The following is a 26,546-nucleotide window of genomic DNA, read 5'->3' on the forward strand; positions in this document are numbered from 1 at the left end:
TACGTTTTACTACATGGAAACTACATGTTTTCGCCACTTTTCATCCATTATTTGCCCTTGATGAAGGTATATTATGCGATCACCGAGGCGTTCTGCTTCCTCAAGATCATGTGTCACAACAATGAATGGAATGTTCCACATGGCATGTAAACGTAAGAGCTCATCTTGGCACTGTTTCCGCGTTTCTTTATCGAGTGCGGACAACGGTTCATCTAGCAGTAACACAGAAGGCTGTGTAGCCAGTGCCCTGGCTAGTGCTACACGTTGTTTTTCTCCGCCTGAAATTTGATGTGGATACTTCTGCAATAAATGTTCAATACCTAGTACTTGAAGCAACTGGTAAATCATTTCATTGCTTTCTTTTCGTTCATTCTTGCTCACACCAAACCAAATATTTTTCTCCACTGTCATATGCGGAAATAATGCGTAGTCTTGAAATAAATAGCCGATTTGCCGTTCGCGAGCGGGCAACGGCTTTTCACCCGTTTCAAAAAACGTGCATTCATTTGAACGAATCAGTCCGTGATCCGGCTGTGCAAGCCCTGCAATAAAGTTCAAAATCGTTGTTTTACCAGAGCCAGATGGACCGACTAACACTAGGATTTCATTGCGCATTGTAAAATGAATGTTCATCTCAAAATGCGCGAGTGGTTTATTGATTTCCACATGCAGCATGTCATTTCCCCCTTAGACTCAAGATTTTGTAAAACGTCTAATATTTCGCTTGCTCCACCAATTCACCCACAAAATCAAACTAAATCCGAATGTAATGATGATAACGACCCAAAATGTCGCTTTTTCCATTTGTCCCGACTCTACGGCAAAATAAATCGCCATCGGAATGGTGTCGGTTTTACCCGGTATATACCCTGCCAACATCAATGTTGCACCGAATTCCCCGAGGCCTCTAGCAAAGGACAGAACCAATCCTGCCAGTAACCCTGGCCAAGCGAGTGGAAATACGACTGACCAGAACACGCGCCATTCTGAAGCGCCCATCGTACGTGCAGCATTCGATAATCGTTCATCGAGACTTTCAAACGCGGCCGCTGCGCTTTGATACATTAAAGGAAAGGATACGACAATTGAAGCGATCACAGCACCGATCCACGTAAAAACGATTTGGAAATCGAACCATTCGAGCAACCAACTGCCAATCCAGCCCTTTTTCCCGAATAAAATGAGTAAACCGAAGCCAACAACGGTCGGTGGTAATACGAGTGGCAATAAAAACAAAGCTTCCAATATACTTTTTCCGAAAAAATCACGCTTTGCAAGTAAATACGCAATGAACACACCTGCTACAAAAACGAAGAAAGTGGAGATAGCAGCTACTTTCAGAGATAATAGTAAAGGTGAATAATCCATATCCAGCGCGCCTCCTCCCCCTTTACTTTACTTGAATCCAAACTTCTGTAGCGTTTCTTTCCCTTCGTCACTAGTCAAATAATTAAGAAATAGTTGCGCTGCATCTTGGTGCTTGGATTCGGCTACGACAGCGCCTGGATACACGATTTGCTCATGCCAGTCAGCATCTGCTTCTGCCAAGACTTTTACATCATCCGAAACGAATGCATCACTGGAATACACGACACCATAATCTGCGTTACCCATTTCCACATGTGTCAGTACTTGACGTACGTCTGAGCCAAGAACTAATTTATCTTGCAAAGAATTCCAGAGATCCAAGCTCTCAAATGTCTCTTTCGTATAGCGGCCAACTGGCACTGATTCAGGCTCACCCATCGCCAAATGATCCATCGCTGCTGGATCTATTTCTTTAAATGAAGAAATTGTCCGATCAGAATCTTGATGTGTAATTAATACGAGTGCATTTTCAGTGAAATCTATTCTTGATTCATTGATGAGTAACCCTTTATCTTCCATGTCATTCATGTCTTTTGAACTCGCAGACAAGAACACGTCAGACGGTGCTCCGTTTTCAATAGTCTTTGCCAATTTTCCTGAACTTCCAAAGTTGTATGTAACCGTAATGCCTTCATGCGCTTTTTCAAAAGGCTCTTTTAATTCTTCTAATGCATCTGTCAAACTAGCCGCAGCAGAAATTAATAGTTCAACTGTAGGAGTCTTCTGATTAACCGACTCTCTATGTTCAGTTTCATTCGTATCTGAACATCCTGCCAGAAAAACGGCTAATACAATGAATAAAATGGAATTCGTCATCCGTTTCAGTATGTATCCCTCCAGCCTTTTTGCTACTTATAACTAGATATAAATAAACATAACTAGTTATATCTAAAGTCATCATATTATGCTTTATAAAGCTTGTCAATTTTGCAATTGTGGATGATCTGTTAGAAGATAGATGTATTATTCATGGAGGGTTGAGACATGACAAATCTAGAAAATACTATTTCCTATACAACCGATGAAATCGCTCAATTATTGAAAGTATCCAAATTAACGGTGTATGACATCATTAAAAAGGGAGAAATCCGTGCTTATCGCGTAGGACGTCAAATGCGTGTCGATGCCGTAGATTTAACAGCGTATAAAGAACGACTAAAAAGCGGTGGCGAACCGGCTACAGTGTCCTCGAATTTAGAGACTCCACACACTACTACGGCAGAATCTACACATGACAACCCTATCATCATCAGTGGACAAGATTTGAGTTTGGATATCATAGCCAGCCATATAGAAGAATCAGGACTCTATCGACCGTTGCGATCATTTTCCGGTAGCTTGAACAGCTTGATCAAAATGTATCAAGGACAAGCCGACATCGTCAGCACACATTTATTCGACGGAGAAACTGGTGAGTATAATTTGCCATATATTAAACGACTGCTGACTGGACGCTCTTATATGGTCGTCAATTTACTCGGCAGAAAGGCTGGGTTGTATGTACAAAAAGGTAATCCAAAGCATTTGCAAAACTGGTCAGACCTTAGACAGTCAGGCATTCGCCTTGTGAACCGCGAGAAAGGCTCAGGAGCCCGTGTTTTGCTGGATGAACAACTACAACTCGCAGGGATTACAGCCCCTTCTATTACAGGCTATGACGACGAGGAGTTAAATCACCTGGCTGTAGCGTCACGTATCGCATCTGGTCAGGCAGATGTAGGTGTGGGAATCGAGAAAACCGCTCGATTGATCGACGTGGACTTCATCCCATTGATTCAGGAACAGTATGACTTGGTGCTGATCAAAACGGCTGAAAACGAAAAGTTGCGTGAACTTCTAGTCGAAACACTGAACTCCGCTTCGTTCAAAGAGAAATTAGCTACGATGGGTGGCTATGACTTAACGAAGACTGGGACTATTTTGTATGAGACGGTATAGGTGTTGGCACAATGAATTGTGATTTGACACAGGTTTCGCTCAATAATTCGTCTAATCGCTCATAGTTCGTACATAACCGCTCTATGGCCAAAGCCAACTGCTCTATCACGTTCCGTAACCGCTCATACTTTTCTTACAACGCTCTATCAAGACCTGTATCCGCTCATTAGCCTCAGCACACATAATTAAAAAATCGTAACTACCTCAGTCCATCACTCGAATGAAGTCTTAAAATCCCCAAGAAGCATATCTACGAAAAAAGTAACCCACCTAGTAGACGGCGGGTTACTCTCTATCCTTCTCATAATATTCTTCAAGCGAATCTGCCTCATAATACATCTCTTCCTGCGTCTCAAAACGGTTATATCGTAACGTGAACAAATAAAATACATGAGCCGCAACCACTTTTAGCAACGCATAGGCAGGAATCCCGAGAATGACCCCAGCTACGCCAAACAGCGAGCCGGCCGTCAATAAAACAAAGATAATGGTAATTGGGTGGATATGCAGTGATTTCCCCATGATCTGAGGCGAAATAAATTTCCCTTCGATCACTTGTACAATCGTCCACACAATCGCCAACTTCACGAGCATGAATGGTGACGTCACCATCGCAATTATAGCTGCAGGTGTGATCGCAATCACGGGTCCAAGATAGGGCACAATACTCGTGAACATCGCAAGAACCCCAAGCAACAATGCATACTTCATTTTAATAATTAAGAAGCCAATCGATACCATGATCCCAATCGCAATTGCCACTAAAATCTGACCTTGTATATACGCACTGATTTGTCTATCCGCATCGCGGAAAATGATTGCTGCATCGTCACGTAAACGTGGTGGCAACATACGCAAAATCGTTTGCGGTAACTTTTCACCGTCCTTCAGTAAATAAAACAGAATGAGCGGCACGGTGACAATGCTTAAGATAATTCCAGTAAGTGCGGAAACGAATGATGTTACGCCTGAAGCGATCCCGCCTATCGTTTCCGTGAAGAATTTGCCGATGCTTTCAAAGCCGGAGTCAAGGAACCTATTGACGTTAAAGTTGAATCCTTGATAGATCGGAGCGAAAATAGAGTTCTTGAAAAAATTATCCATGTCCAAAATCAACTGTTTGAAATACTGAGGAAATTCATCGAATAAATTAATCGTCTGCAAACGCAGGAACGGTAACACTAAGAAAATCACTAATGTTAGTAAACCAGCAGTTGCCAATAAGAGGATCAAAATCCCATAAACGCGTGGTATGCGTAAACGTTCTTCTAAAAAACGAAGAATCGGCCGCATTAAGTAGTATAAAATGGTCGCGAGCACTACTGGCAAAACGACAGTTGAGAAAAATACTTTAATTGGATAGAAAATAAATGAAACTTGAGTGAAGACCAAGATGATCAATCCAATGAACAATAAACAAAGCAGTACAAACAATGTAGATTGACCACCGAGAAATCCGACAATAGGTGATGTCGATGGAATAGACCAGAAATCTCGTAAAGAAGACTTTTTTGGTGGCTGCCTCAACGTTTCACTCCCCCTTTATTCGATCCGTTACGGTGTGGCTAAAAATGAACGGATCGCTTCTCTGTTTTTATCTAAATCAATATCGATTACAGATCCTGCATGGCTGTATGAAGTAAAGGAGTAACTACCCTCAACTGGAATACGTAATGTCTGCAGATCCAATTTGCGTTTTGCGATAACTGTCAGCACTTTGGTTAGCTCGTCTTTCGTCGTGAGATCCGTTTCAATGAAGTTATCAAGTGCACCGGCTACTTTTGGTGCTTGCAAAACAGTCGACACGCTAAATAGCTCGTCCTTTACGGCTTGAATCACTTCCTGCTGGCGGTTGACTCGACCGAAATCGCCTTCATCATCTGCGCGGAATCGTGCATAACCGAGTAACTCCTTACCGTTCAACCGTTGGACGCCAGGTTTTAGCGTCACACCGATTTTCTCAGACATTTCATTTTGTACATTCATTTCGAGACCTTTTGGAAACGCAATATCCATTATGGATTCGAAGTTATCAAAATCTACGACTGCATAGTGATGGATTGGGAGGTTGAACATCCCTGAAATCGTTTCTTTTGCTGTTTGGACTCCGCCTAAGTAGTACGCGGTATTAAGCTTGTACGACTGGTATCCTGGAATTTGTGCGTAAATATCTCGCATGAATGAAATCAAATGCGCAGTGCCAGCAGTTTGATCCCAAGACAGGACCATCATGGTGTCTGTGCGATACTTTCCAGAACCATCATTGTCTATGCCGAGCAATAAATAATTTTCCGTCGTCGGATCTTGTGGATTCAGCAAATCGCCTTGAAACTCTCCTGGATCAATTTTACTACCTGCCGTCATAGCTTTACCTTGTTTATATTGAAAGTAACTATACGCTGAAATCGTTACCGTGAAAAGCAATAGTAGGGTGATAAAAACTCTGCCAACGCGTAATTTACGCTTCTTTTTTCTACGTTGTGGCTGTTGTTCGTCGAAGTGTTCGTCCATGTGGCATTCATTCCTCCATTATCCGTGTGTATCCTGTTAATCAGGACGTTTCTGTTCACAAGGGGTTGCGTCCAGTTACGAGCTTTGCTTGGCGGACCGACCGATTTGCAACGCTAGCACTAGCATAGCCACAAATAAAACAAGAAATACGAACAATGTCACGTAATGATTTTCTGTATAGTCGTATAAGGAAGCGATCAGTAACGGCAGAATCCCCCCGATAATGAAACCACCTGTCTGCATCATCGCAGTCCAGGAATTTGTTTCTTCGGCAGTATCTGTCGCGTCCATCGGCATCAACAAGCAGATCGGGAATAATCCACCAAGCGGGACTCCCATGACGAGAACGCCAATGGCAAACCACAGCGGATCAGCTGTCCACATTAATCCAATCGAAACAATACCGAGAGCCAGGATTCCAACAAGTGCCGGTGTTCTACTCGCAAACTTCTGCAAAACAATAGGAAATCCAATATTCATGAAGATTTGCACGATTGTCATCCCGCTTAGCAATGTCCCTGCTTGAAGAAGCGTCATGCCGTTCGATACCGCAATAGGAACGAGATAGGTCAATACGGAGAAGAATAATGCGGTCTGTAACCCAAAAAAGAGTAGGAAGCTCCATGCCTGTTTACTGCGCCAAGGATTCCTGCCCTTTCGCACAGTTTGCTCTGTCACTTGCTTCACTTCAATTGGATGCGTAGCAGTGATAGCCCACACTATGATACCGAGAATCGCAATGACCGCCCAAACAGCAAGTGCTAAAGAATAGGACTGATTTTTTTCATAAAAGACACCTGTCAACCCCGTACTCAGCGTCGCTCCCATTCCCATGCCAAATGAATAAATTCCAACGACTACAGCGACATGCAGCGGGAAATATTGTTTGATCAATGCGGATAATAACGGCCCAATGACAGCAATCGCCACACCTGCAATGAAAGCTGTCAATAATAAAACACTAAACGAAGTGACAGAAAACCGCATGCCCGTTGAAACGGCAAGTAACACTAACATCAAGTACATCGTTTTATTCAAGCCGATTGCTTTATTCAGTATCGGTGCCAGCATCGCGAAGACGCCCATGCAAATAACCGGAATAACGGTCAGGAGACTGACTTGAATGTTCGATAACAACAAATCATCACGGATAATGTCGAGCATCGGACCGATGGACGTAATTGCCGGACGTAAGTTGAGCGCGACTATAAAAATCGCAAGTAATAATAGAACTTGGGTCGTTTTAGAGCGCAATACAAAGACTCCTTTAATATATGATACTTATATAACATCTACCCTCATTATATCGTAAAACGAAATTGTAAACAGTACTAGTTCAAACATTCCATTTCACGTAATTTTCATGTATACTAGGAACATTGTGAAATTAGGAGGATATTATCTATGTTAGCAGTTAGTAATTTAAGTCTTCGCTTCGGCGACCGCAAGCTATTCGAAGACGTCAATATACAGTTCAATCCAGGCAATTGCTATGGATTAATTGGAGCGAACGGCGCTGGTAAATCAACATTTGTAAAAATTGTGTCAGGTGAACTTGAACCCCAAACAGGTAATGTGATTCTCGGGAAAGATGAGCGTTTGGCTGTCCTGAAGCAGAACCACTTCGAGTATGAAGAATTCGTAGTAATGGATCTAGTCATCATGGGTCATAAAGAGCTATATGAAGTCATGAAAGAAAAAGACGCGATTTATATGAAGGAAGACTTCTCTGACGAAGACGGCATGCGTGCAGCTGAACTTGAAGGCGAATTCGCAGAGATGAACGGATGGGAAGCAGAATCTGAAGCTTCTGTACTCCTCCAAGGTCTTGGCGTTCCTGAAAGTATGCATCACGCTACAATGGCAGAGCTTGACGGATCAAGCAAAGTTAAAGTATTGCTTGCACAAGCGTTGTTCGGCAAACCAGACGTACTACTACTAGATGAGCCAACAAACAACTTGGATCTCAAAGCAATCCAGTGGCTTGAAGAATTCTTGATCAACTTTGAAAACACTGTCGTAGTCGTTTCTCACGACCGTCATTTCTTGAATAAGGTATGTACACATATCGCCGATCTCGACTTTGGTAAAATCCAGATCTACGCGGGTAACTATGACTTCTGGTACGAATCAAGTCAATTGGCTTTGAAACTATCCCAAGAATCAAATAAGAAAAAAGAAGAAAAAGTAAAAGAATTACAAGCATTTATCGCACGTTTCAGTGCCAACGCATCAAAATCCAAACAAGCAACGTCTCGTAAAAAGACATTGGATAAAATCGAGTTGGATGATATCAAGCCTTCTTCACGCCGTTATCCATTCGTGAACTTTACAATTGGCCGCGAAATCGGTAACGATGTCTTGACGATCAAAGACGTCACAAAAACAGTCGACGGCAAAACATTTATCAAAGATGCAACCTTTACACTCAATAAAGAGGACAAAGTTGTATTAATCGGTAATCCACTTGCAAAATCTGCTTTACTAGATATGTTAGCTGAAGAAACTGAACCCGATACAGGAGTAATTAAATGGGGCGTGACAACAACTCGTGCCTACTTCCCTATGGATAACTCGAAGTATTTCGAAGGGTCTGAGCCGACGTTAGTCGATTGGCTTCGTCAATACTCTCCTGAAGATGAAACGGAAACATTCTTGCGTGGCTTCCTTGGGCGTATGTTGTTCTCAGGTGAAGAAGTCAAGAAAAAGCCGAACGTCTTATCAGGTGGAGAAAAAGTTCGCTGTATGTTATCAAAAATGATGCTAACAAGCGCAAACGTTCTGTTGCTTGACGAGCCAACAAACCACTTGGACTTGGAATCTATCCAAGCACTTAACAATGGATTGATCGCGTTCAAGGGCGCTATGATCTTCACATCTCATGACCATCAGTTCATCCAAACCATTGCTAATCGTGTAATCGAAATCAATGATGATGGAACAATCTTTGATAAGATGATGACGTACGATGAGTATTTGGAATGGAAAGGTCAAAAAGCTTAATTGGTAGTTGATATAGCAACTCCCTTAGAAGGAAAAACTTCTAAGGGAGTTTTTGCGTTTGATACGAAGAAGTGATAAATTTACATGACGTATAGAAGCCATTGTGTTGTGTTCACTATCATGTTAAACCACTAAAACAATAGTCCCTCCTACTTCACATATTATTGTCTCTTTCGCGAATAATTATCTTGTAGTGCTCTGTTCAGTAAGGAAATGGATCGATCAATCTCGAATTTTATAGTATCTTTATAGGCCTTCACTTTCTCCTGATCTCCTATACGGTAAATATAAAGTGTCTGCATCTCCGTCCCCTGCTTGTGGATTGGATGTCTGACAATCAGTCCATCGTTGAGTAAATCATGGAGAGACTTGTACACTTCAGACTTAGTTGGACGGTAACCGAGGTCCCTAAAATGATCTTGAAGGTCATCTAACATCTGTAAACCATACAAATTCCCTTCCTCTGCCTTGTTGAGCATATAGAGCTTCAAAAAAGCTCTCTGTCGAATTACAAAAGTACTCTTCACAGATCTTCCCCTCCTTGATTGCTGTACGTGCGATATATATAGTATACCAAATTATGAGATGCGAGTATTATTATAGCATATAGGGATTAATTGGAACCAGGTTTCGTTAGAACTATATAATATGTTTATAGATGGATTTATTTGTAGATTTGTAAATTAATCATATATTTTGAGATTTGATTGTTTTATTCGTGTTTTTTTGCCAAAATGGTTTTTAGGTTAAAAATCATGTAGTGTAAAGGTTTTTTAAGTGTTCCACTACACCATTAAAGTGTTTGCTGAGCCGTTTACCCTGCCCTATTTTTTATTTTTCTGCGAATAGATTTCATTATTGAGGGAATAACACAAAGTAAAGGAGGTTTTCGTTTTGAAACGCAATCTATCGTTTCTACTGTTTGCACTGCTTCTCGTGCTCGCTGGATGCTCAAACAAGCCTACTACGTCGATTGACGGTAAGACTGACTCATCGGAGACGAATCAAAATGGAACGGACGTTGACAAGTCACAACAGCAAAATGGGAACGAGGATGCCAATTTAACCGACGTATCTCTCTTGGATTACTTTCTTCCGGACGGTTCCACCGCACATTATAAAGGTGTCGGTAATGAATTTGCTGAGCTAGACATCACGGTTGCAAGACCTACGCAAGATTATGTCGTAATACACGAAAACAACGGTGGTGCTTTCGTTCAAAAAGTGTATAAAGTCAATGGAGATGAAATTCAAGTATTGCAAGAGGAACATATCGAATTGGATGCTGGAATTCCGACGACAGCTGAGCTAGAGTCGATGAGTCCGATCCGGACGTATTTGAAAGGTCCTATAGAAGTAGGAACAACATTTGATGACTGGAAGATTGTCGAGATGAATGCCTCAGTGGAAACACCTTATCAACAATTTGAAGATGCTGTCGTAATTGAACAGGCTGGAAAAGACTTTGTGAACAGGATCTATCTCGTGAAGGATTTCGGAGAAGTTAAACGTGAATCGGTAATGTCAATGGAAGGCGAAGAAGATTTCGTCGTCACATCTAGCTTAGAAACGGTGACTCAACCCTAATTTTTTGCAAACAAAAAGGCGCCACGATGGGCGCCTTTTAAAGTGGTTTAGATTTTAACAACGTTAGCTGCTTGTAGACCACGGTTACCTTCGACTACTTCAAATTCAACCTGCTGACCTTCGTCAAGAGATTTGAATCCTTCGCCTTGGATTGCAGAGAAGTGTACAAAGATGTCTTCTTCTCCATCAACTTCGATAAAACCGAAGCCCTTTTCTGAGTTAAACCATTTCACTGTACCTTGTTTCATTCGATTACCTCCAAAAAAATATAAATACTTTAATACACGAACCTTAGCATACAAAAAAATTCACGTATTACAAAAGTTGCCGACGTCGCCGATCCCTTTTGTAATAGGTGAATCACTTAGCATACGGTCGTTCGATTGATTTACTTACGTCTAGTATAACATATTGGGCTTCTTTGTCAATTGAATACACACATTTTTACAGAATGTTCTTACGATATGTTTGGTTCTCCGTCTAACAACACAATGATGCCGTGATACAACTGCAAATCTCCCTCACAGCCTTCGCAATAGTGTTTTTCTGAAGTGGACCAAAATGCATGGAAACAACCTTTACGAACTTCATAGTGTTCGAAATACGGTTCCATCTTCCCGATTACTTCTTTAATATATGATTCTGCGTCGATTTTTTTCGTAAATGTTTTGGATGAGACACTGTAGTCTCTCCACTCTTCAAACATCCACCACGGCTCAAAGTCCGCCTTCATGTATACTACTTCATACATTCAGTAAGCACCCCTTTATCTTTCGCTATGTAGGAATGATATCCATTCTAGCAAATTCATCTCGCTTATCAAAGTAAATGGATTCACGTGACGTAATATATGAGTTTTCGGCTAATTTCAGCTATAATTAGTATAGGCTCCATTAACCTTACTATCTACACGATAAATGAAACCTTTTCGCTGTTAATCCGTAAGTATTATATAGAGTCAGAATGGAAGGCGGCCTGAACGATCATGAATAATATAAAAAACTTCTTCACACGACATGTAATTATGGCTCCGACTAGTTTCCTGACATGGGTTCTCCTAATAGGCGGTACAAGCATGAACTTCTTCATAAGCTCCGCGATCGGGATCGCACTGTATGCAGGAGGCAACGTAGCCATTAAAGAACTCCAGTTACGCTCGACACTGAAACAATTTGGAATGGCGCGCTCTGAATATAAGCATATAGAACAACAACTGAATGAATCTAAACGGAAGCTAAAACAACTCGGAAGTATGTACGGGCAAGTTCGTTCAATACAGGCATTCAGACAAGTATATGATATGTCTTCGATGGCTCGACGCATCATTAAGATCGTCCAGTCCAATCCAAGAAAGTTCTATCAAGTCGAAAGCTTTTTCTATGCACATCTTGATTCTGCCGTTGAGTTAACTTCAAAGTATAGCCTGCTCGTTAATCAACCATTAAAAGACCAAGAGATTAAAGTCGCGTTACAACATACACGCGAAACATTATCCGATTTGAGCCTCGAAATGGAACGAGATTTACGAAACGCCGTATCAACTGATTTGGAAAAGCTTCGCATGGAAATTGATTACGTCGATATTACACTCAAAAGAGACAAACCGATGCTTGAATCGAAAGGAGAACATTCTAATGACAGATAAACATGTACTACAAGAAAAATCAATGGACGACCTGCTCGACAACCCATTCGATATGGATGCAAGCTTGCTTCCGAAAGAGATGGAGAATTCGCTGTCAGACACAGCAGCACCCGCTAAACTGATTGACCGATTGACGCCTGAAGAACAAGACAAAGCAAGACAACTGGCTTCACAAATTCCTGTTGGTAATTACGAAGCCGTCATTTCTTACGGTGCTAATGCACAAAATGAACTATCCAACTTCTCTCACAAAATGCTCGATCATGTACAAAGCAAAGACATTGGTCCTGTCGGTGAGGTACTGAACGAATTAATGGCTAAACTATCCGAAATTGATACAGATGATCTCTCGGATAAAAAGAAATCAGGTCTTAGTCGTTTATTTAACAAAGCTACTCGTCCAATTAAAGAGATTATGACTAAATACGAAAAACTCGGCACACAAGTTGACAAAATAAGTGTTCAACTAGAGCACTCCAAGCGCGGTTTAATGGATGATGTCCGCATGTTAGATAACTTATATGAACAAAATAAAACCTATTTCCAAGCACTGAACGTCTATATTGCAGCTGCGGAATTAAAGATTGAGGAAATCAACAATACCATCATTCCTGAATTGCATAAAAAAGCACAGCAATCGGACGATCAGATGATGATCCAAGAAGTCAACGACATGGCCCAATTCGTTGACCGTTTAGAAAAACGTCTATACGACTTGCAACTGTCACGTCAAATCACGATTCAGAGTGCGCCACAAATCCGTATGATCCAGCAAACGAACCAAACGTTAGCGGAGAAAATCCAGGCATCCATCATGACAGCGATTCCCCTTTGGAAGAACCAGATTGCGATTGCTCTGACGTTAAACCGTCAACAAAAAGCTGTGGAATCACAAAAGCTTGTCACGAAGACTACAAACGACTTGCTGCTGCGTAACTCTGAGATGTTGAAAGTAAATAGTATTGAAACCGCTAAAGAGAACGAAAAAGGTATTATTGAAATCGATACACTGAAAACGACACAAGAAAACTTGATCCAGACGATCGAAGAAACCTTGCTGATCCAAGCAGATGGCCGCGAGAAACGCAAAGCTGCCGAGACTGAGATCGCCAGAATGGAACAAGACCTCAAAACACGTTTACTCGCTGTGTATGAAGAATCACAAAACCGTCCCTCATGAGAGAGACGGTTTTTTTGTTGTGTAAATTTAGGATGTAGGCTAGATCGATCGAAATGCAGATCCCGGGCATTGAGCGGTTACTGTCTGTGATAGAGCGGTTAGCGTTATCATATGAGCGGATACGGCATCTGATAGAGCAGCTACTAGTTGCTATAGAGCACGTAGAACGTCATTATGAGCGGATATGAGTTGCTTTTGAGCGGATACAGACTTTGATAGAGCGGTTGCCCCGTATCATAGAGCGCTTCACGGTGAGTATAGAGCGGATACAGAAAAACTATGAGCAATTTAGCCGAATGAATGAGCGAAACCTCATAGCCCTCATCAGTTGATTCACATACAAAGTAAAAAAGACGATTCAATTAAGAATCGTCTCAAAAATCCCTACTATCTATTCACCAATCAATCACTCAAAATACGTCTTATAATACCCGCCGACCTTGCCGGAATTGTCTACCACAAAAATAAACTCTTCCGTCTCATTCTTCACTTCATACGACTTCCCCACTGTCAGCATATTGCTAACAAAAAACTTCGCTGCATCGGTATGCGTGCACGTTACCGTCTTCAACGAAGGTTCGTTCAACCATTGTAAATACGACATATAATCTCTCCTTCCGTAAATAAAAACGACCCGCTGATTAGCGGGTCGCTTGGTTTGTGTTAATTAAGAACCTAGTAGAAGGTCTTCAGGGTTTTCAAGCAACTCTTTAACCATCTTCAAGAATCCAACTGAATCTTTACCATCAATTACACGGTGATCGTAAGAAAGTGCAACATACATCATCGGACGAATTTCGATGTTGTCACCAACAGCTACTGGACGCTTCTGAATTGTATGCATACCCAAGATTCCTACTTGTGTACCGTTAAGGATTGGAGTAGACAATAGTGAACCGAATACTCCACCGTTTGTAATGGTGAATGAACCGCCTGTCATATCAGCCATTGTCAACTTGTTGTCGCGAGCTTTTTTCGCTAGTTCTCCGATAGATGCTTCGATTTCAGCAAAACTCTTACGGTCTGCGTCTACTACGTTTGGTACAACTAGTCCACCTTCAGTAGATACTGCGATACCGATATCGAAGTAGTTCTTCAATAGAATTTCATCGCCATCGATTTCAGCGTTAACATATGGATATTTTTTCAATGCAGCAACGACTGCTTTCGTGAAGAATGACATGAAACCTAGACGTACATCGTTTTGCTCGAAGAACTGATCTTTTTTGCGTGAACGAAGTTCCATCATTTTTGACATATCAATTTCATTGAATGTAGTCAACATTGCTGTAGATTGTCTTACTTCAAGCAAACGCTTAGCGATTGTTTGACGACGACGAGTCATTTTCTGACGTGTAATACGGCCGTCATCTTTTGCTTCTGCTTTAGCAGCTGGTGCTGCAGGAGCTTTAGGTGCTGGCGCGTTGTTGTGAGCAGATACGTCTTGTGCGCGTACGCGACCCATTGGATCGACAGGTGATACATCTGCAAGATTGATACCTTTTTCACGAGCAAGCTTGCGTGCTGCAGGGCTTGCAATCGTGCGGTCTGAAGAAGATGTTTCCTCTGCTACAGCTGCTGCTGGAGCCGGAGTTTCTTCTTTTTGTGTTGGTGCCGGTGCTGCAGCTTCAGTTGCTTGTGGAGCTTGCTGTGCCGGTGCACCTGAACCTTCGCCTACAATCGCGATGACTTGACCAACTTCAACTGTGTCGCCTTCTGCAGCCAATAGTTCAGACACAACGCCTGCTTCTTCTGAAATAACTTCGACGTTTACTTTATCTGTTTCCAATTCAACGATGAATTCACCTTTATCCACGTTTTCACCGGGTTGTTTTAACCATTTTGCAATTGTACCTTCTGTAATTGATTCTGCTAGTTCAGGTACTCTGATCTCTGCCACAATAAATTCCTCCTCGTAGGTATACCGTTATTTAACGGATAAGCTACTCTGTATAAGTAGTTTTTAAATTTAATTGTAAAGCTTCCTTACTGTTATATCACTTTTTCAAAGCTTCTTCAATGATGCGATTTTGTTCTTTTTTATGAGAAGCACCGTCACCTTCAGAAGGACTTGAACGCTTAATACGTCCCACATATGAAATATTCTTACCGTCAGCTAGTTTTTCTAGGAATGGATAAGCGAATGACCATGTACCCATGTTCTTCGGCTCTTCCTGAACCCATACTAAATCTTTTGCTTTCGGATAACGTGCAATAATTTCTTTGATTTTGTCGGATGGGAATGGATATAGCTGCTCTACACGGATTACGTGCAAGTAGTCGAATCCTTCACCGTCTTTAATCTTCTCTGCTAGGTCGATTGCCATCTTCCCGCTTGCAAACAAGATCTTTTTCACTTTTTCAGGTTTTTTCCCTGTGCCAGGTTGCTCAAGAACTGTCTTGAAGTGACCTTCTGTTAAATCTTCAACGTCTGCTCCAACTAGTGGATGACGAAGTAAAGACTTAGGCGTAGCAATAACTAACGGACGTTCTGCTTCGCTACCGAGAATTTTCGACTGACGACGCAATACGTGGAAGTAGTTTGCTGCACTGGAGATATTCGCGACTGTCCAGTTGTTTTCCCCGCAAAGTTGTAGGTAACGTTCAATACGTGAACTAGAGTGTTCTGGTCCTTGTCCTTCAAATGCATGTGGCAACAATAGCACGAGACCGGATTGCTGACCCCACTTCGAGTAACTTGAAGATACGAACTGGTCGAACATCACTTGTGCCATGTTCGAGAAGTCGCCGTATTGTGCTTCCCAGATTGACATCGTTTTGTCTTCTTCTAAGTTATAACCGAATTCATAACCTACGATTCCTGCTTCAGACAATGGGCTGTTATACGCCACGAATGAAGCATTGGATCCGCTAATATGATGCAATGGAACAAGTTCTTCACCTGTTTTTTCATCATGTAATACTAAGTGACGCTGCGCAAATGTACCACGTTGGATATCTTGTCCAGACATGCGGATTGGCTTACCGTCTTGAATGATGGAACCGAATGCTAATTGCTCAGCATGTGCCCAGTCAATCTTCCCTTTACCTTTAAATGGCTCCAGGCGGCGCTTCAATATTTTATCCAATTTGTTGAAAACAGTGAATTCTTCTGGGTATGTCAATAGCTCTTCATTCATTAGGCGAAGGCGATCTTCTGCTACCCCTGTTTCAAGATCACGTGGAAGTCCAGCTTGTACCGCTTCCGGTGTCGCGTTTGAAATTTCCGGTGCGTCTGCTGATTCTTCTTTAACGTGATCGTACGCTTCTTGCATAGTCGCGATAACCGACTTGTCCATTTCTTTCACTTCTTCGTCTGTTAGGAGTTTTTGCTCAACTAGACGCTGTCCGTAAAGTTCACGAACTGTTGGGTGTTTATGGATTTCGTGGTACATCACTGGATTCGTCACAAGTGGCTCATCCATTTCATTGTGTCCGTAACGACGGTACCCTATCAAGTCGATGAGAACGTCTTTACCGAACGCCTGACGATATTCAAATGCCAGTTTAGCAACAGCTAGTACTTCCTCTGGGTGATCTGCATTCACGTGGAATACAGGCACTTCATAGCCTTTTGCTGGATCGGATGCGTAATGTGTAGAACGGGAATCGTAATATTCCGTCGTGAAGCCAATTGTGTTGTTGGCAATGACGTGAACCGAGCCGCCTGTTCGGAAACCACGAACGCGGGAATAGTTGAATGATTCCGGCACGATACCTTGTCCAGGGAACGCAGCATCGCCGTGCACTAAGATCGCATATGCTTTATTGGTATCTTGTTTTGGAATACCTGGGTTGTCCGTATTTTCTTGTGCAGCACGAGTCTGACCCGTAATTACAGGGTTGACCACTTCTAGGTGAGACGGGTTGTACGCAAGGAAGCGATTCATCCCAGATTTACCTTTATGAAGAGCACCCATATGGTATTTCACGTCGCCGAACCAGCCGCGAGTTACTTCAAGAGATCCGTCTTTTGGCAAGAACGGTGAAGCAGGTACGCCGGCGAATTCTGCAAACATCATTTCGTATGGTTTGTATAAGTTGTGCGTCAATACATTCAGACGTCCGCGGTGAGCCATGCCGATTAGCACTTTTTCCATTTTCGCATCTTCGGAAAGACGCATTAATTCATCAATTAAGACAACTAATGTATCTACACCTTCGATAGAGAAACGTTTCGCACCGACGAATGTACGGTGAATGAATTTTTCAAAACCTTCAATTTTTGTCAAACGCTCAAGAAGTTGTTTTTTCTCGTCTCCTTGCATTTTTGACTGTACGTCGCCGTTTTCAATTTTTGATTGAATCCAGTTACGTTCTGTTTCATCGATCAAGTGAGAGAATTCGTATGCAATGGAGCCTGTGTAAAGAGACTTCAAATAATTCATTGCATCTAATCCGTTTTCCACTGTCGCTGGAACATTTTTCAAGAACAAAGTCGCTGGCAATCCGACCAGATCGCTTTCTGTCAATCCATGATATGACAGTTCAAGACGGGATGTATCTTTAGGTCGATCGTTTAATGGATAAATGTCTGCTGCTAGATGTCCATAAGAACGAATGGCTTCAAGTAAAGAATAAACGGCAAGAACTTTACGCAAATCCGTTTGGGAACCTTGCGCTACGACTGCCTCTTGACCTGACTCATCCATCTGAGGCGCACCAAAATTCCTGAATAGCTCTGCTAAGTCAGGATCTACTGCATCTTGATCTGTTTTGAACAGATCGTACATTTCCATTACATACCCAAGGTTTGGACCCGAAAAATTAGCATACGGGGAACGATGGGAATCCACATTGTTCGACATGTAATATGACCTCCACATTTGCCTATTGGCTTGTTGTGTTTATTTTCACTACTTCTACATAATAATAGCACGCAAATCTTAGAACTGAAAGGGATTAATCCTAATATGCGTAGTTTTCTGCGAAGTTCTTGGTAATCCATTGAAATTCACGGAAAACTACGTCGCTAAGGCACTCTGCGTATATTGTTATTTTTGGAACGATAAAATCAATTCCGCCATCTTTTCAGGCGTTTTTGGTTCTGTCGTCTTTTCTATATTCGACAACAATCGAGTTTTCTCCTTCACGAGTCTATCAAATTGTTCGGTAACAGACTGTACTTCAAATTGTTCTTCTTCAATTTGCAATGCTAACCCTTTGGAAGCGAAGTAGTTCGCATTCAATAGTTGATCACCGCGGCTCTTTGACGCTGCAAGTGGAACGAGCAACATCGGTTTATGGATCGCCAGTAATTCAAATATCGCATTCGACCCGGCACGCGAAACCGCATAGTCAGCTGCCGCCAGCAAATCAGGTAATGCATCCGTGACATATTCATACTGTACATATCCCGCCACCGAGAGTCCTTCCACCACATTCCCCTTACCGCATAAATGAATGATTTGATACTTCTTAAGCAAGTCGGTCAATTCATTATGCACCGCGTCATTCAATACGGCGGAGCCTTGACTCCCCCCCATAATAATGAAAACGGGTTTCTCTGAATTCAGACCCGCCCTGCGTAAACCTTCTTCCCGATCTCCTGTAAACAACTCCGGACGAATGATCGGACCTGTACACATAGATTTCGCTGCCGGCACATACTGCAAAGTCTGTTCGAAGACCGTAAAAATTTGCGAGGAGAACGGCAATGCCAATTTATTCGCAAGACCAGGTGTAACATCCGACTCGTGAACGACGACGGGCACGTTCGCAAGTCTAGCCGCCATCACAACAGGTACGGAAACGAACCCACCTTTAGAAAAAATAATTTCCGGCTTGACTTTGCGAAGAATAGCCAGCGCCTGTAATGTCCCCGCACCGACACGAAATGGATCCGTAAAATTCTTCATTGAGAAATAACGCCGTAACTTTCCACTTTGAATCGCATGATACTCCACTTCCGGATGACCTTCTGCGATCAGTTCCTTTTCGATCCCTTCATGGGAACCAATATAATGCACACTATATCCTTTATCCAAAAACACAGGAATTAACGCTTGATTGACGGATACGTGTCCCGCTGTACCGCCACCTGTTAACACCACTACCGGTTGCTTCATTCTTTCCATCCTTCCCTATGCGTTACCTACTGTATTTCATGCTACACTAGTTAAAACGAAAAAATTAGTAGAGGAAATCAAAACTATGACTACAACAACGAAAACATTGCAACACAAAACGTCCATTTTCATTAAAATCATGATTCCTATTGTCATTACGCAAGTCGCGCTTTATCTGATGTCGTTTTTCGATATTCTCATGACGGGACGCTATGACACGTTCCACTTAGCAGGCGTGACCATCGGCAGTTCCTTCTGGATACCAGTCTATACTGGCCTTTCTGGAATTTTGATGGGCCTGACTCCTATTATCGCACAGCAAATTGGTGCGAAGAATCGAAATGATGTCCGCCCTACTGTCCAGCAAGCATTATACGTATCTCTCGCTCTTTCGGCAATCATTTTCGTGCTGATCCATTGGGTTGTGCTACCTGCCATTACTAGAATGCCTCTCGATGCGCCGGTTATAGAAGTAGCATCCGCCTATTTGACTGGCATGAGTATCGGATTAGTTCCACTCATGGCCTATACCGTACTGCGCTCATTTTTTGACGCACTCGGTGCAACCCGAGTCTCGATGTTCATCATTCTGTTGTCCGCACCGATCAATATTGCATTGAACTATCTATTGATTTTCGGCAACTTCGGTTTCCCAGAACTAGGGGGTGCGGGTGCAGGGTATGCGTCTGGCTTTACGTATTGGCTCGTATTCTTCATAGCGGTACTGATTGCTTGGTCGTCCCGCCACTTCAAGGAGTATACGCTGTTTAGGGGTTGGCAAGGAATCTCCTTTAGCAAATGGAAAGAAATTTTATTCATTGGCGTGCCGATCGGTTTATCTATTTTCGTGGAGACGAGTATCTTCTCTGTCGTAACGTTATTGATGAGTAGTTATACCGCACAAGTCATCTCGGCTCACCAGATTGCCCTTAATTTCACGTCGCTTCTCTATATGGTACCGTTAAGCGTGTCGATGGGGACGACAATACTAGTCGGTCAGTCCATTGGCGCGAATAAAGCCAAAGACGCACGGGAATATACGTATCTTGGCATAGCGTTTGCGGTTATTTTCAGTTTCTTATCCATATTCATATTACTGACGTTCCGTGAGTCGATTGCTTCTATGTATACGACAGACACAGCGATTATTACATTGGCTGTGCACTTCTTCGTCTACGCCGCACTATTCCAGCTGTCAGATGCTGTGCAAGCCCCGATCCAAGGTGCACTGCGTGGCTATAAAGACGTGACGATGACGTTCTTAGTTGGCGTCGTGTCGTTCTGGCTTATTGGACTGCCAACTGGATTTGTTCTCGCCCGCTATACCGAACTAGACGCATACGGCTACTGGGTTGGCCTCATTGTGGGTCTATCGGTAGGCGCGGTCATTCTATCGTTTAGATTACGCTATATACAGAATAAGTATCGTGAAGTTCAATAATATGTTGTGTACAGGCCGATGGTGTTTTGATTCCATCGGCCTTTTTTTGCGAATGAAGTAAGTGAGAGCCGTGCGAGTTCCGCTCATTTTTTCGTCTAGGCGCTCATAGTCCATCTGTATCCGCTCTATGGTCATTGTTAAGCGCTCTATGAAACGGGGTAACCGCTCTATGACAGTCCGTATCCGCTCATACTCAACTCGTATCCGCTCATAACGACGTTCTACGTGCTCTATTACAACTACTAACCGCTCGATCAGAGTCCGAGACCGCTCATACATTTCACCAAGCGCTCTATAATGACCTGTATCCGCTCATCACCTTATATCTCCCTCACAATTCAGACCCCAAACGCACGCAACGTAAATAGGATAACTATCCCAGTCTATTACACCAATGAAATCTCAAACTCTCGCCATTAAAAAAAGACTAACGGAAATCCATCCGTTAGCCTCACTTGCCTTACTTCTGAATAAATTGTTGTGTCCAATAATGGCCATTCGCGTCATACCCAATACCGATATGCGTAAAGCCAGGCGTCAGGATATTTTGACGATGTCCAGCTGAATTCATCCAAGCTTTCACGACATCTTGTGCACTGCGCTGACCCATCGCAATATTCTCGGCTGCAGAACGGTATGTAACACCATTTTGCTTCATTTGATCAAACGGGGAACCGTATGTCGGGCTCGTATGAGAGAAATAATTATTTGCTGCCATATCTGCCGATTTCTGTTTTGCAGATTTCTGCAAAGCTGCATCGATCTGTAACGGCTTGAGTCCTGCCTTCGTACGTTCCGCATTTGTCAAAGTGAGTACGGCTTGCTCTGTAGCGGACACATTCGCTGTCTGCTGTGCAGGTTTGTTTGTTTGTGGTTTCTCCACTGGTTGATTTGGTTGAGTTGGTCGTTGTACAGACGGTGTCGGTTTCGCTACCGGACGTTGTTGCGGTTTCTGGTAGTGGTAGTTGCCCCAGTAATACGAGTACGCCTGCTGGCTCGGTACATTCCACTTATACGTGTGATTTTGTACCTGATTTGTCGTGCTTGCCTCTGCTGCATGAGTAGGCAATAAAATAGCTGAACTTAATAAGATGAGTGCTAACGGTTTTTTCATCTTGGTCCCTCCTTTTCCACGCAACCTAGCATAACGTCAAAGAAAAGGAGAGTTACTGGTTATTCTAACCAATTTGTCCAACAAACTCTTCGAAGCTATGAAATGAGAGTTTGAGAACGATATAATTAGCAACTTTACCCAGTGGAGAAGACACTTACCAATAAAAAGCTATTGACAACTAGTTTTTTGGCGAATATTCGATGTCCGTGAGTTGCTCCCCGATGATCACCAATTTAGACGGAATTTGCATATATTCCGGTATCCAGTTAACCATGCCATATGCATATTGGAATAAATGCGAGTACCGAGAACCTTCTAGTTGGATATAGCCTTTCATTCGGTAGACGTTGTCGGGTAATGTGCGCACCCAGTCTTCAAAATGTTGTTGGTTGATCGGTGTGTCAAACGACAAGACTTTCGAAGCGAGCGGCAACCCACTACCTGTTGCGACCGGCTGTTTTGGCGCCGCCACATTGACCATCTTTTCGACATAGCTAAAATCGACTTTCGCGTTCACTGTCTGGACGAGCGGTGCGTGGCTATTAAATTGTGTCACCTGCATCGTCACGAACGCCAATTGATTAGCCGTCAGCAAATCCGTTTTATTGAGCACCATAAAGTGTGCGTGTCGAACTTGTTCGAGGAATAAAGCTTGTATACGTGGTGAGAGCTTGTCACGGTCGATCCAGCGCTTGGCATCGACGACGGTAACAATTCCCTTGACGTCCAATTTCTCCGCGAATAACGGCGAGTATACGGCGTCTAACGCTTCGACGGGGTGAGCTGCACCGGTCGTTTCTATGAACAATACGTCAATCTCCGGGTAATCTGCTAGTAAGCCTTGTAATTGCGCTTCTGTGGATTCCGCACCCGTACAGCAAATACAGCCGTTTAGCAGCTCTTTTAACGGTACTTCTCCTGCGTCCTCGACGATTTGACTGTCGATGTTCAGTTCGCCGAATTCATTCATCAATACCGCTGGCTGTCTACCGGATTCCTTTACTTGGTCTACTAGATTTACGAGTAACGACGTCTTGCCGCTTCCGAGAAAGCCGCTGAGTAAATATACATCTATCATGTGTGGATCATCCTTTTCCATAGAGAACACGCGCCCAACGATTGCTGGACGCGTGGTTCTGTGATTATGAGTTGATTTCTTTTAACACGACTTCTTTCGCTTTCAGCAATTGCGGGTCATCTTCTTTCATCTTATCCCGTAATTTCTGCATTAAGCCGACTGTTGTATCGCCAGTCAAGATGCCTGTGGGTTCTTGTGATAAATCTTTTTGCAATGTTTTAACGGCTTCTGCTGTATTCGTGTCATAGAGACCGTCTACTTCTCCCGGATCATACCCTACTGCTTCTAACATCTCCTCAGCTGCTTGTACAGACGGAGAGACGAGACCTTCGTTCATCTCTTCAGATGAATCCAGGAACGGCAGTGACGCATACGGAGGGTATGGCACTTTGACGTCAGGCTCGATCCCTTTTTTATGGATCCAGTTGCCGTCTGGGGTTAGCCATTTCGCTGTCGTCAATTTCAAGTTGGAGCCGTCTGGTAATTGAGTCGGTGTTTGAACGGTACCTTTACCAAATGTCTTCACACCGACAATCGGAATACCCGCAGACTCTTTTAATGCACCCGCTAAGATCTCAGACGCAGACGCACTGCCTTCATCTACGATCAACGCGACTGGAACCGTTACTTTCTGTCCGTCAGACGAAGGATACGCTTCGGGTGTTTTGCCTTTTTCTTCTGTTTGGAACAGAATCTTGCCGTCTGGAACGAACAAGTCGGAAATATCAATTGCCCCGCTTAAGATGCCGCCTGGATTTTGACGCACGTCAATGAGTACGCCTTCCATGCCTTGATCGGTCATTTCATTCAGTGCTTCGAGTAATTCTTCGTACGTATGTTCAGAGAACGATGTGATATTGATATGTGCGATGTGGTCGTCGAGCATTTCTGCGTAGACTGTATTGATCGGAATGACGTCACGGACGATCTTTACGTCAAACGGATCCGATTTCTCTCCACGGCGTACAGACAAGGTCACCGTTGATCCTTTTTCTCCACGGATCAGCAATACCGCTTCCGATGAAGACATGCCTTGTATGCTTTCACCATCTACGGATAGTATGGTATCGTTCGGTAGTAACCCCGCTTTTTCAGCAGGTGAATTTTTAATCGGTGATACGATGCTAATATAGCCATTCGATTCTTGAATTTCCGCACCGATTCCTTCAAAACTAGAAGAAATGCTTTCATTCAATTGCTTGGCTTCTTTTTCATTTAAATAATCGGAGTATGGATCGCCTAATGAATCGACCATTCCGTTGATCGCGCCGTCGATGACGACTTGATCGTCTACATCGTCAAAATACGTTTCTTTCAGTTGATCGTATGCCTCATACAGTTTCTTGAACTCTTTTCGTTCCGTACCTACTTGGTTGGGTTTGACGACTTCAACTACTTTTTCGTCTCCGACTGTCAGTGCAACAAAGGTAACGGTGGCTGTCGCCAGCACAAGGAAAAAAATGAGCATGATCAGAGAAAACGGTTTAATCCGAATAAAGCGAGTAGGTTTTGGCGCTTCCGGTTGTGGTTTCCCGTTCTCGTGCGAATCGTTTTCGTTCATTGTCTTCCCTACTTTCCATATCCCTGCAAAAGACCGCTACCCAGAGCGGTCTATTACAAGTTTCTATCTATTCAATTAGTCAGCGATGGCTGCATCTAACGCGACTTCGATCATTTCGTTGAATGTCGTTTGACGTTCTTCTGACGTAGTAATTTCACCTGTAAGGATGTGGTCACTTACCGTCAGGACAGCGAGTGCTTGACGACCATAGCGAGCGGCCAGTGTATACAGTGCTGCCGCTTCCATTTCCACTGCCAATACGCCGTGTCGCGCTAGTTTTTCGTGCTGTGCGTCTTCATTGTAGAAGAAGTCTTCTGTGTAGACGTTGCCAACTTGTAAGTGCAAGCCTTTTTCTTTCCCTGCATGATACGCTTTCATCAATAAGTCAAAGTTCGCAATCGGCGCAAAGCGAATGGGACCGAATGTTACGTCGTTTAGTGAAGAGTTGGTGGTCGCACCTTGTGCAAGAATGACGTCACGTACTTTCACGTCCTTTTGAATTGCACCACATGTTCCTACACGGATCAATTTCTGAACGCCAAACTCTTGCATTAACTCGGTTACGTAAATAGAAATAGACGGAACGCCCATTCCAGTACCTTGTACGGAAATACGTTTGCCTTTGTATGTTCCGGTAAACCCAAACATGTTACGTACTTCGTTATACTGTACGACGTCCTCTAAAAATGTGTCTGCGATATACTTCGCGCGCAATGGATCTCCTGGTAGAAGAACCGTTTCTGCGATATCGCCTGCTTTTGCATCAATATGTATGCTCATCTTATTTTCAGCCTCATTTCACTAATTTGTTATTATCATACAGTGAATAATGGCGAGATGCAATGAAACCCTCGCCATTCACCTACTGCAAAGCTCTTGATAGATTGCGTATATTTCATCAAAGGTAGTGGAACGTAAATGATCGTCCGCCATGTCCTCGACGTAACGTGACAATGAATCGAAATCCTCTTCGTCCTTCGGGAAACCGGCATCCAGGTACATCCTATCTGCAAACAACGCCTTTACATCATCTTTTCCACCACCACGATAACGTAGCGCAAAATGGTAAAAGGATCGATCCATCGTCGTCACCTTCCTTCACTCAAATAACCCTTTGTATTCTTCATAGCCTTCTTTTTCTAGGTCACTTACCGGAACGAAGCGCAATGCCGCGGAGTTGATGCAATAACGCAATCCGCCTTGTTCTTGTGGTCCGTCTGGGAAGACATGTCCTAAATGAGAATCTGCTGTCTTACTGCGTACTTCCGTGCGGCGCATACCGTGAGTCGTATCGAAATGCTCGGTTACTTCCACCGCTTCAATTGGCTTCGTGAAACTTGGCCATCCGCAACCCGCGTCGTATTTATCATTGGAGCTAAATAACGGTTTGCCTGACACGATGTCTACATAGATTCCGTCTTCGTAGTGCGCATCATATTCATTACGAAACGGTGGCTCTGTTCCACTTTCTTGCGTCACATGATACTGCATCTCAGTTAATTCAGTACGTAAGTCTTTTTTCATGAATGATTCCCCCAATTTTTTTCGATAAATCCTGCGCGTCCTGATCCAACCGTGTAACGAGCGTAGTGGTCTGGGTTCTTTTCATAATACTGTTGGTGATATTCTTCAGCTGGATAGAACTCTGTTGCCGGGAATATATCTGTCACAATCGGTGCGCTAAACTTGCCGCTATCTTGTAAAGCTTGCTTTGATCGTTCTGCTGCTTGCTGTTGCTCGTCCGAGTGAGTGTAGATCGCGGACTTATATGATTCGCCACGGTCATGGAACTGGCCGCCTGCGTCAGTCGGATCGATTACTTGCCAGAAAATAGTCAATAGCTCTTCGTAACTGATGACGCGATCGTCGAATTCAATTTCCACGGCTTCTCGGTGGCCCGTCGTATTGGTACAAACTTCTTTATACGTTGGATTGACGGTATGTCCGCCAGTATAGCCACTCGTGACGGAATGTACTCCATCGTATTGGTCGAACGGCTTGACCATACACCAGAAGCATCCGCCTGCGAAAGTTGCGCGTTGTGTTGCCATA

The 26,546-nt window shown here is 43.2% G+C and carries 26 protein-coding genes; 6 read left to right on the plus strand and 20 right to left on the minus strand.

What is annotated here, in order from left to right; genetic code table 11:
• Positions 1-9: 9 nt before the first annotated feature.
• The 3 genes from CSV61_RS01280 to modA are packed head-to-tail and all read right to left on the minus strand — an operon-like array spanning position 10 to position 2,184.
• Complete coding sequence (locus tag CSV61_RS01280; protein ID WP_099637792.1) at positions 10-675, minus strand: ABC transporter ATP-binding protein; 666 nt, start codon at positions 673-675, stop codon at positions 10-12.
• A gap of 18 nt (positions 676-693) precedes the next feature.
• Positions 694-1,368: a molybdate ABC transporter permease subunit gene (gene modB, locus CSV61_RS01285; RefSeq protein ID WP_099637793.1), complete on the minus strand. Its 675-nt coding sequence runs from the start codon at positions 1,366-1,368 to the stop codon at positions 694-696.
• 27 nt (positions 1,369-1,395) lie between these two features.
• On the minus strand, positions 1,396-2,184 hold the full coding sequence (modA, locus tag CSV61_RS01290; RefSeq protein WP_099637794.1) for a molybdate ABC transporter substrate-binding protein: 789 nt from the start codon (positions 2,182-2,184) through the stop codon (positions 1,396-1,398).
• A gap of 168 nt (positions 2,185-2,352) precedes the next feature.
• Between modA and CSV61_RS01295 the strand changes: the two genes are divergently transcribed.
• The gene (locus tag CSV61_RS01295; RefSeq protein ID WP_099637795.1) at positions 2,353-3,306 is read left to right on the plus strand and encodes a substrate-binding domain-containing protein; all 954 of its coding nucleotides are present in this window, start codon (positions 2,353-2,355) and stop codon (positions 3,304-3,306) included.
• 285 nt (positions 3,307-3,591) lie between these two features.
• Here CSV61_RS01295 and CSV61_RS01300 read toward each other — a convergent pair whose 3' ends face one another.
• The 3 genes from CSV61_RS01300 to CSV61_RS01310 form a co-directional block, all read right to left on the minus strand.
• Positions 3,592-4,833, minus strand: coding sequence for an AI-2E family transporter (locus tag CSV61_RS01300; protein WP_099637796.1), 1,242 nt, complete (start codon positions 4,831-4,833; stop codon positions 3,592-3,594).
• Between the two features lie 27 nt (positions 4,834-4,860).
• Complete coding sequence (locus tag CSV61_RS01305; RefSeq protein ID WP_099637797.1) at positions 4,861-5,817, minus strand: LCP family protein; 957 nt, start codon at positions 5,815-5,817, stop codon at positions 4,861-4,863.
• Between the two features lie 75 nt (positions 5,818-5,892).
• Complete coding sequence (locus CSV61_RS01310; protein WP_233193470.1) at positions 5,893-7,071, minus strand: MFS transporter; 1,179 nt, start codon at positions 7,069-7,071, stop codon at positions 5,893-5,895.
• A 150-nt stretch (positions 7,072-7,221) separates the two neighbouring features.
• Here CSV61_RS01310 and CSV61_RS01315 point away from each other — a divergent pair, with 150 nt between their 5' ends.
• Positions 7,222-8,820 (plus strand): ABC-F family ATP-binding cassette domain-containing protein, encoded by a 1,599-nt coding sequence (locus CSV61_RS01315; protein ID WP_083031097.1) that lies wholly within the window; start codon positions 7,222-7,224, stop codon positions 8,818-8,820.
• A gap of 161 nt (positions 8,821-8,981) precedes the next feature.
• Here CSV61_RS01315 and CSV61_RS01320 read toward each other — a convergent pair whose 3' ends face one another.
• Complete coding sequence (locus CSV61_RS01320) at positions 8,982-9,347, minus strand: helix-turn-helix domain-containing protein (protein WP_233193472.1); 366 nt, start codon at positions 9,345-9,347, stop codon at positions 8,982-8,984.
• A 367-nt stretch (positions 9,348-9,714) separates the two neighbouring features.
• On the opposite strand from CSV61_RS01320, the gene CSV61_RS01325 reads away from it, so the two are divergent.
• The gene (locus CSV61_RS01325; protein ID WP_099637798.1) at positions 9,715-10,407 is read left to right on the plus strand and encodes a hypothetical protein; all 693 of its coding nucleotides are present in this window, start codon (positions 9,715-9,717) and stop codon (positions 10,405-10,407) included.
• 47 nt (positions 10,408-10,454) lie between these two features.
• On the opposite strand, the gene CSV61_RS01330 is transcribed toward CSV61_RS01325, so the two are convergent.
• Complete coding sequence (locus CSV61_RS01330) at positions 10,455-10,655, minus strand: cold-shock protein (RefSeq protein ID WP_029053827.1); 201 nt, start codon at positions 10,653-10,655, stop codon at positions 10,455-10,457.
• Between the two features lie 209 nt (positions 10,656-10,864).
• Positions 10,865-11,158 (minus strand): DUF1033 family protein, encoded by a 294-nt coding sequence (locus CSV61_RS01335; RefSeq protein WP_099637799.1) that lies wholly within the window; start codon positions 11,156-11,158, stop codon positions 10,865-10,867.
• 234 nt (positions 11,159-11,392) lie between these two features.
• Between CSV61_RS01335 and CSV61_RS01340 the strand changes: the two genes are divergently transcribed.
• Both CSV61_RS01340 and CSV61_RS01345 read left to right on the plus strand, forming a co-directional pair.
• Positions 11,393-12,052: a 5-bromo-4-chloroindolyl phosphate hydrolysis family protein gene (locus CSV61_RS01340; protein ID WP_099637800.1), complete on the plus strand. Its 660-nt coding sequence runs from the start codon at positions 11,393-11,395 to the stop codon at positions 12,050-12,052.
• Entirely contained in the window at positions 11,979-13,232 is a 1,254-nt protein-coding gene (locus CSV61_RS01345; RefSeq protein ID WP_369824263.1) for a toxic anion resistance protein, read from the plus strand. The genes CSV61_RS01340 and CSV61_RS01345 overlap by 74 nt, the downstream gene beginning before the upstream one ends.
• A gap of 406 nt (positions 13,233-13,638) precedes the next feature.
• On the opposite strand, the gene CSV61_RS01350 is transcribed toward CSV61_RS01345, so the two are convergent.
• From CSV61_RS01350 to CSV61_RS01365, 4 genes are all read right to left on the minus strand, one after another.
• On the minus strand, positions 13,639-13,836 hold the full coding sequence (locus CSV61_RS01350; RefSeq protein ID WP_099637801.1) for a DUF6501 family protein: 198 nt from the start codon (positions 13,834-13,836) through the stop codon (positions 13,639-13,641).
• A 63-nt stretch (positions 13,837-13,899) separates the two neighbouring features.
• Positions 13,900-15,132 (minus strand): 2-oxoglutarate dehydrogenase complex dihydrolipoyllysine-residue succinyltransferase, encoded by a 1,233-nt coding sequence (gene odhB / locus CSV61_RS01355; protein ID WP_099637802.1) that lies wholly within the window; start codon positions 15,130-15,132, stop codon positions 13,900-13,902.
• A 97-nt stretch (positions 15,133-15,229) separates the two neighbouring features.
• A complete protein-coding gene (locus CSV61_RS01360; protein WP_099637803.1) occupies positions 15,230-18,040 on the minus strand; it encodes a 2-oxoglutarate dehydrogenase E1 component in 2,811 nt (936 codons plus the stop codon).
• Between the two features lie 186 nt (positions 18,041-18,226).
• Entirely contained in the window at positions 18,227-19,300 is a 1,074-nt protein-coding gene (locus tag CSV61_RS01365; RefSeq protein ID WP_083031118.1) for an undecaprenyldiphospho-muramoylpentapeptide beta-N-acetylglucosaminyltransferase, read from the minus strand.
• 85 nt (positions 19,301-19,385) lie between these two features.
• On the opposite strand from CSV61_RS01365, the gene CSV61_RS01370 reads away from it, so the two are divergent.
• Positions 19,386-20,741, plus strand: a complete 1,356-nt coding sequence (locus tag CSV61_RS01370; protein WP_083031121.1) for an MATE family efflux transporter — start codon at positions 19,386-19,388, stop codon at positions 20,739-20,741.
• Positions 20,742-21,201: 460 nt separating this feature from the next.
• On the opposite strand, the gene CSV61_RS01375 is transcribed toward CSV61_RS01370, so the two are convergent.
• From CSV61_RS01375 to msrA, 7 genes are all read right to left on the minus strand, one after another.
• Positions 21,202-21,855 (minus strand): CAP domain-containing protein, encoded by a 654-nt coding sequence (locus CSV61_RS01375; RefSeq protein WP_099637804.1) that lies wholly within the window; start codon positions 21,853-21,855, stop codon positions 21,202-21,204.
• Positions 21,856-22,033: 178 nt separating this feature from the next.
• Entirely contained in the window at positions 22,034-22,933 is a 900-nt protein-coding gene (locus CSV61_RS01380) for a CobW family GTP-binding protein (RefSeq protein ID WP_083031126.1), read from the minus strand.
• 64 nt (positions 22,934-22,997) lie between these two features.
• On the minus strand, positions 22,998-24,494 hold the full coding sequence (locus CSV61_RS01385; RefSeq protein WP_099637805.1) for a lmo1851 family serine protease: 1,497 nt from the start codon (positions 24,492-24,494) through the stop codon (positions 22,998-23,000).
• A 75-nt stretch (positions 24,495-24,569) separates the two neighbouring features.
• Positions 24,570-25,274 carry a purine-nucleoside phosphorylase gene (gene deoD / locus CSV61_RS01390; protein WP_083031131.1) on the minus strand — a complete coding sequence of 235 codons (705 nt, stop codon included), beginning with the start codon at positions 25,272-25,274 and terminating at the stop codon, positions 24,570-24,572.
• A gap of 78 nt (positions 25,275-25,352) precedes the next feature.
• Entirely contained in the window at positions 25,353-25,577 is a 225-nt protein-coding gene (locus tag CSV61_RS01395; protein WP_083031134.1) for a YozE family protein, read from the minus strand.
• Positions 25,578-25,592: 15 nt separating this feature from the next.
• Entirely contained in the window at positions 25,593-26,018 is a 426-nt protein-coding gene (gene msrB, locus CSV61_RS01400; protein WP_083031136.1) for a peptide-methionine (R)-S-oxide reductase MsrB, read from the minus strand.
• Positions 26,015-26,545 carry a peptide-methionine (S)-S-oxide reductase MsrA gene (gene msrA, locus CSV61_RS01405; protein WP_083031139.1) on the minus strand — a complete coding sequence of 177 codons (531 nt, stop codon included), beginning with the start codon at positions 26,543-26,545 and terminating at the stop codon, positions 26,015-26,017. Before msrA ends, msrB begins: the two co-directional genes overlap by 4 nt.
• Between the last annotated feature and the right edge of the window lies 1 nt (position 26,546).

Source organism: Sporosarcina sp. P3, from assembly GCF_002743415.1.
Taxonomy (GTDB): Bacteria; Bacillota; Bacilli; order Bacillales_A; family Planococcaceae; genus Sporosarcina; species Sporosarcina ureae_A.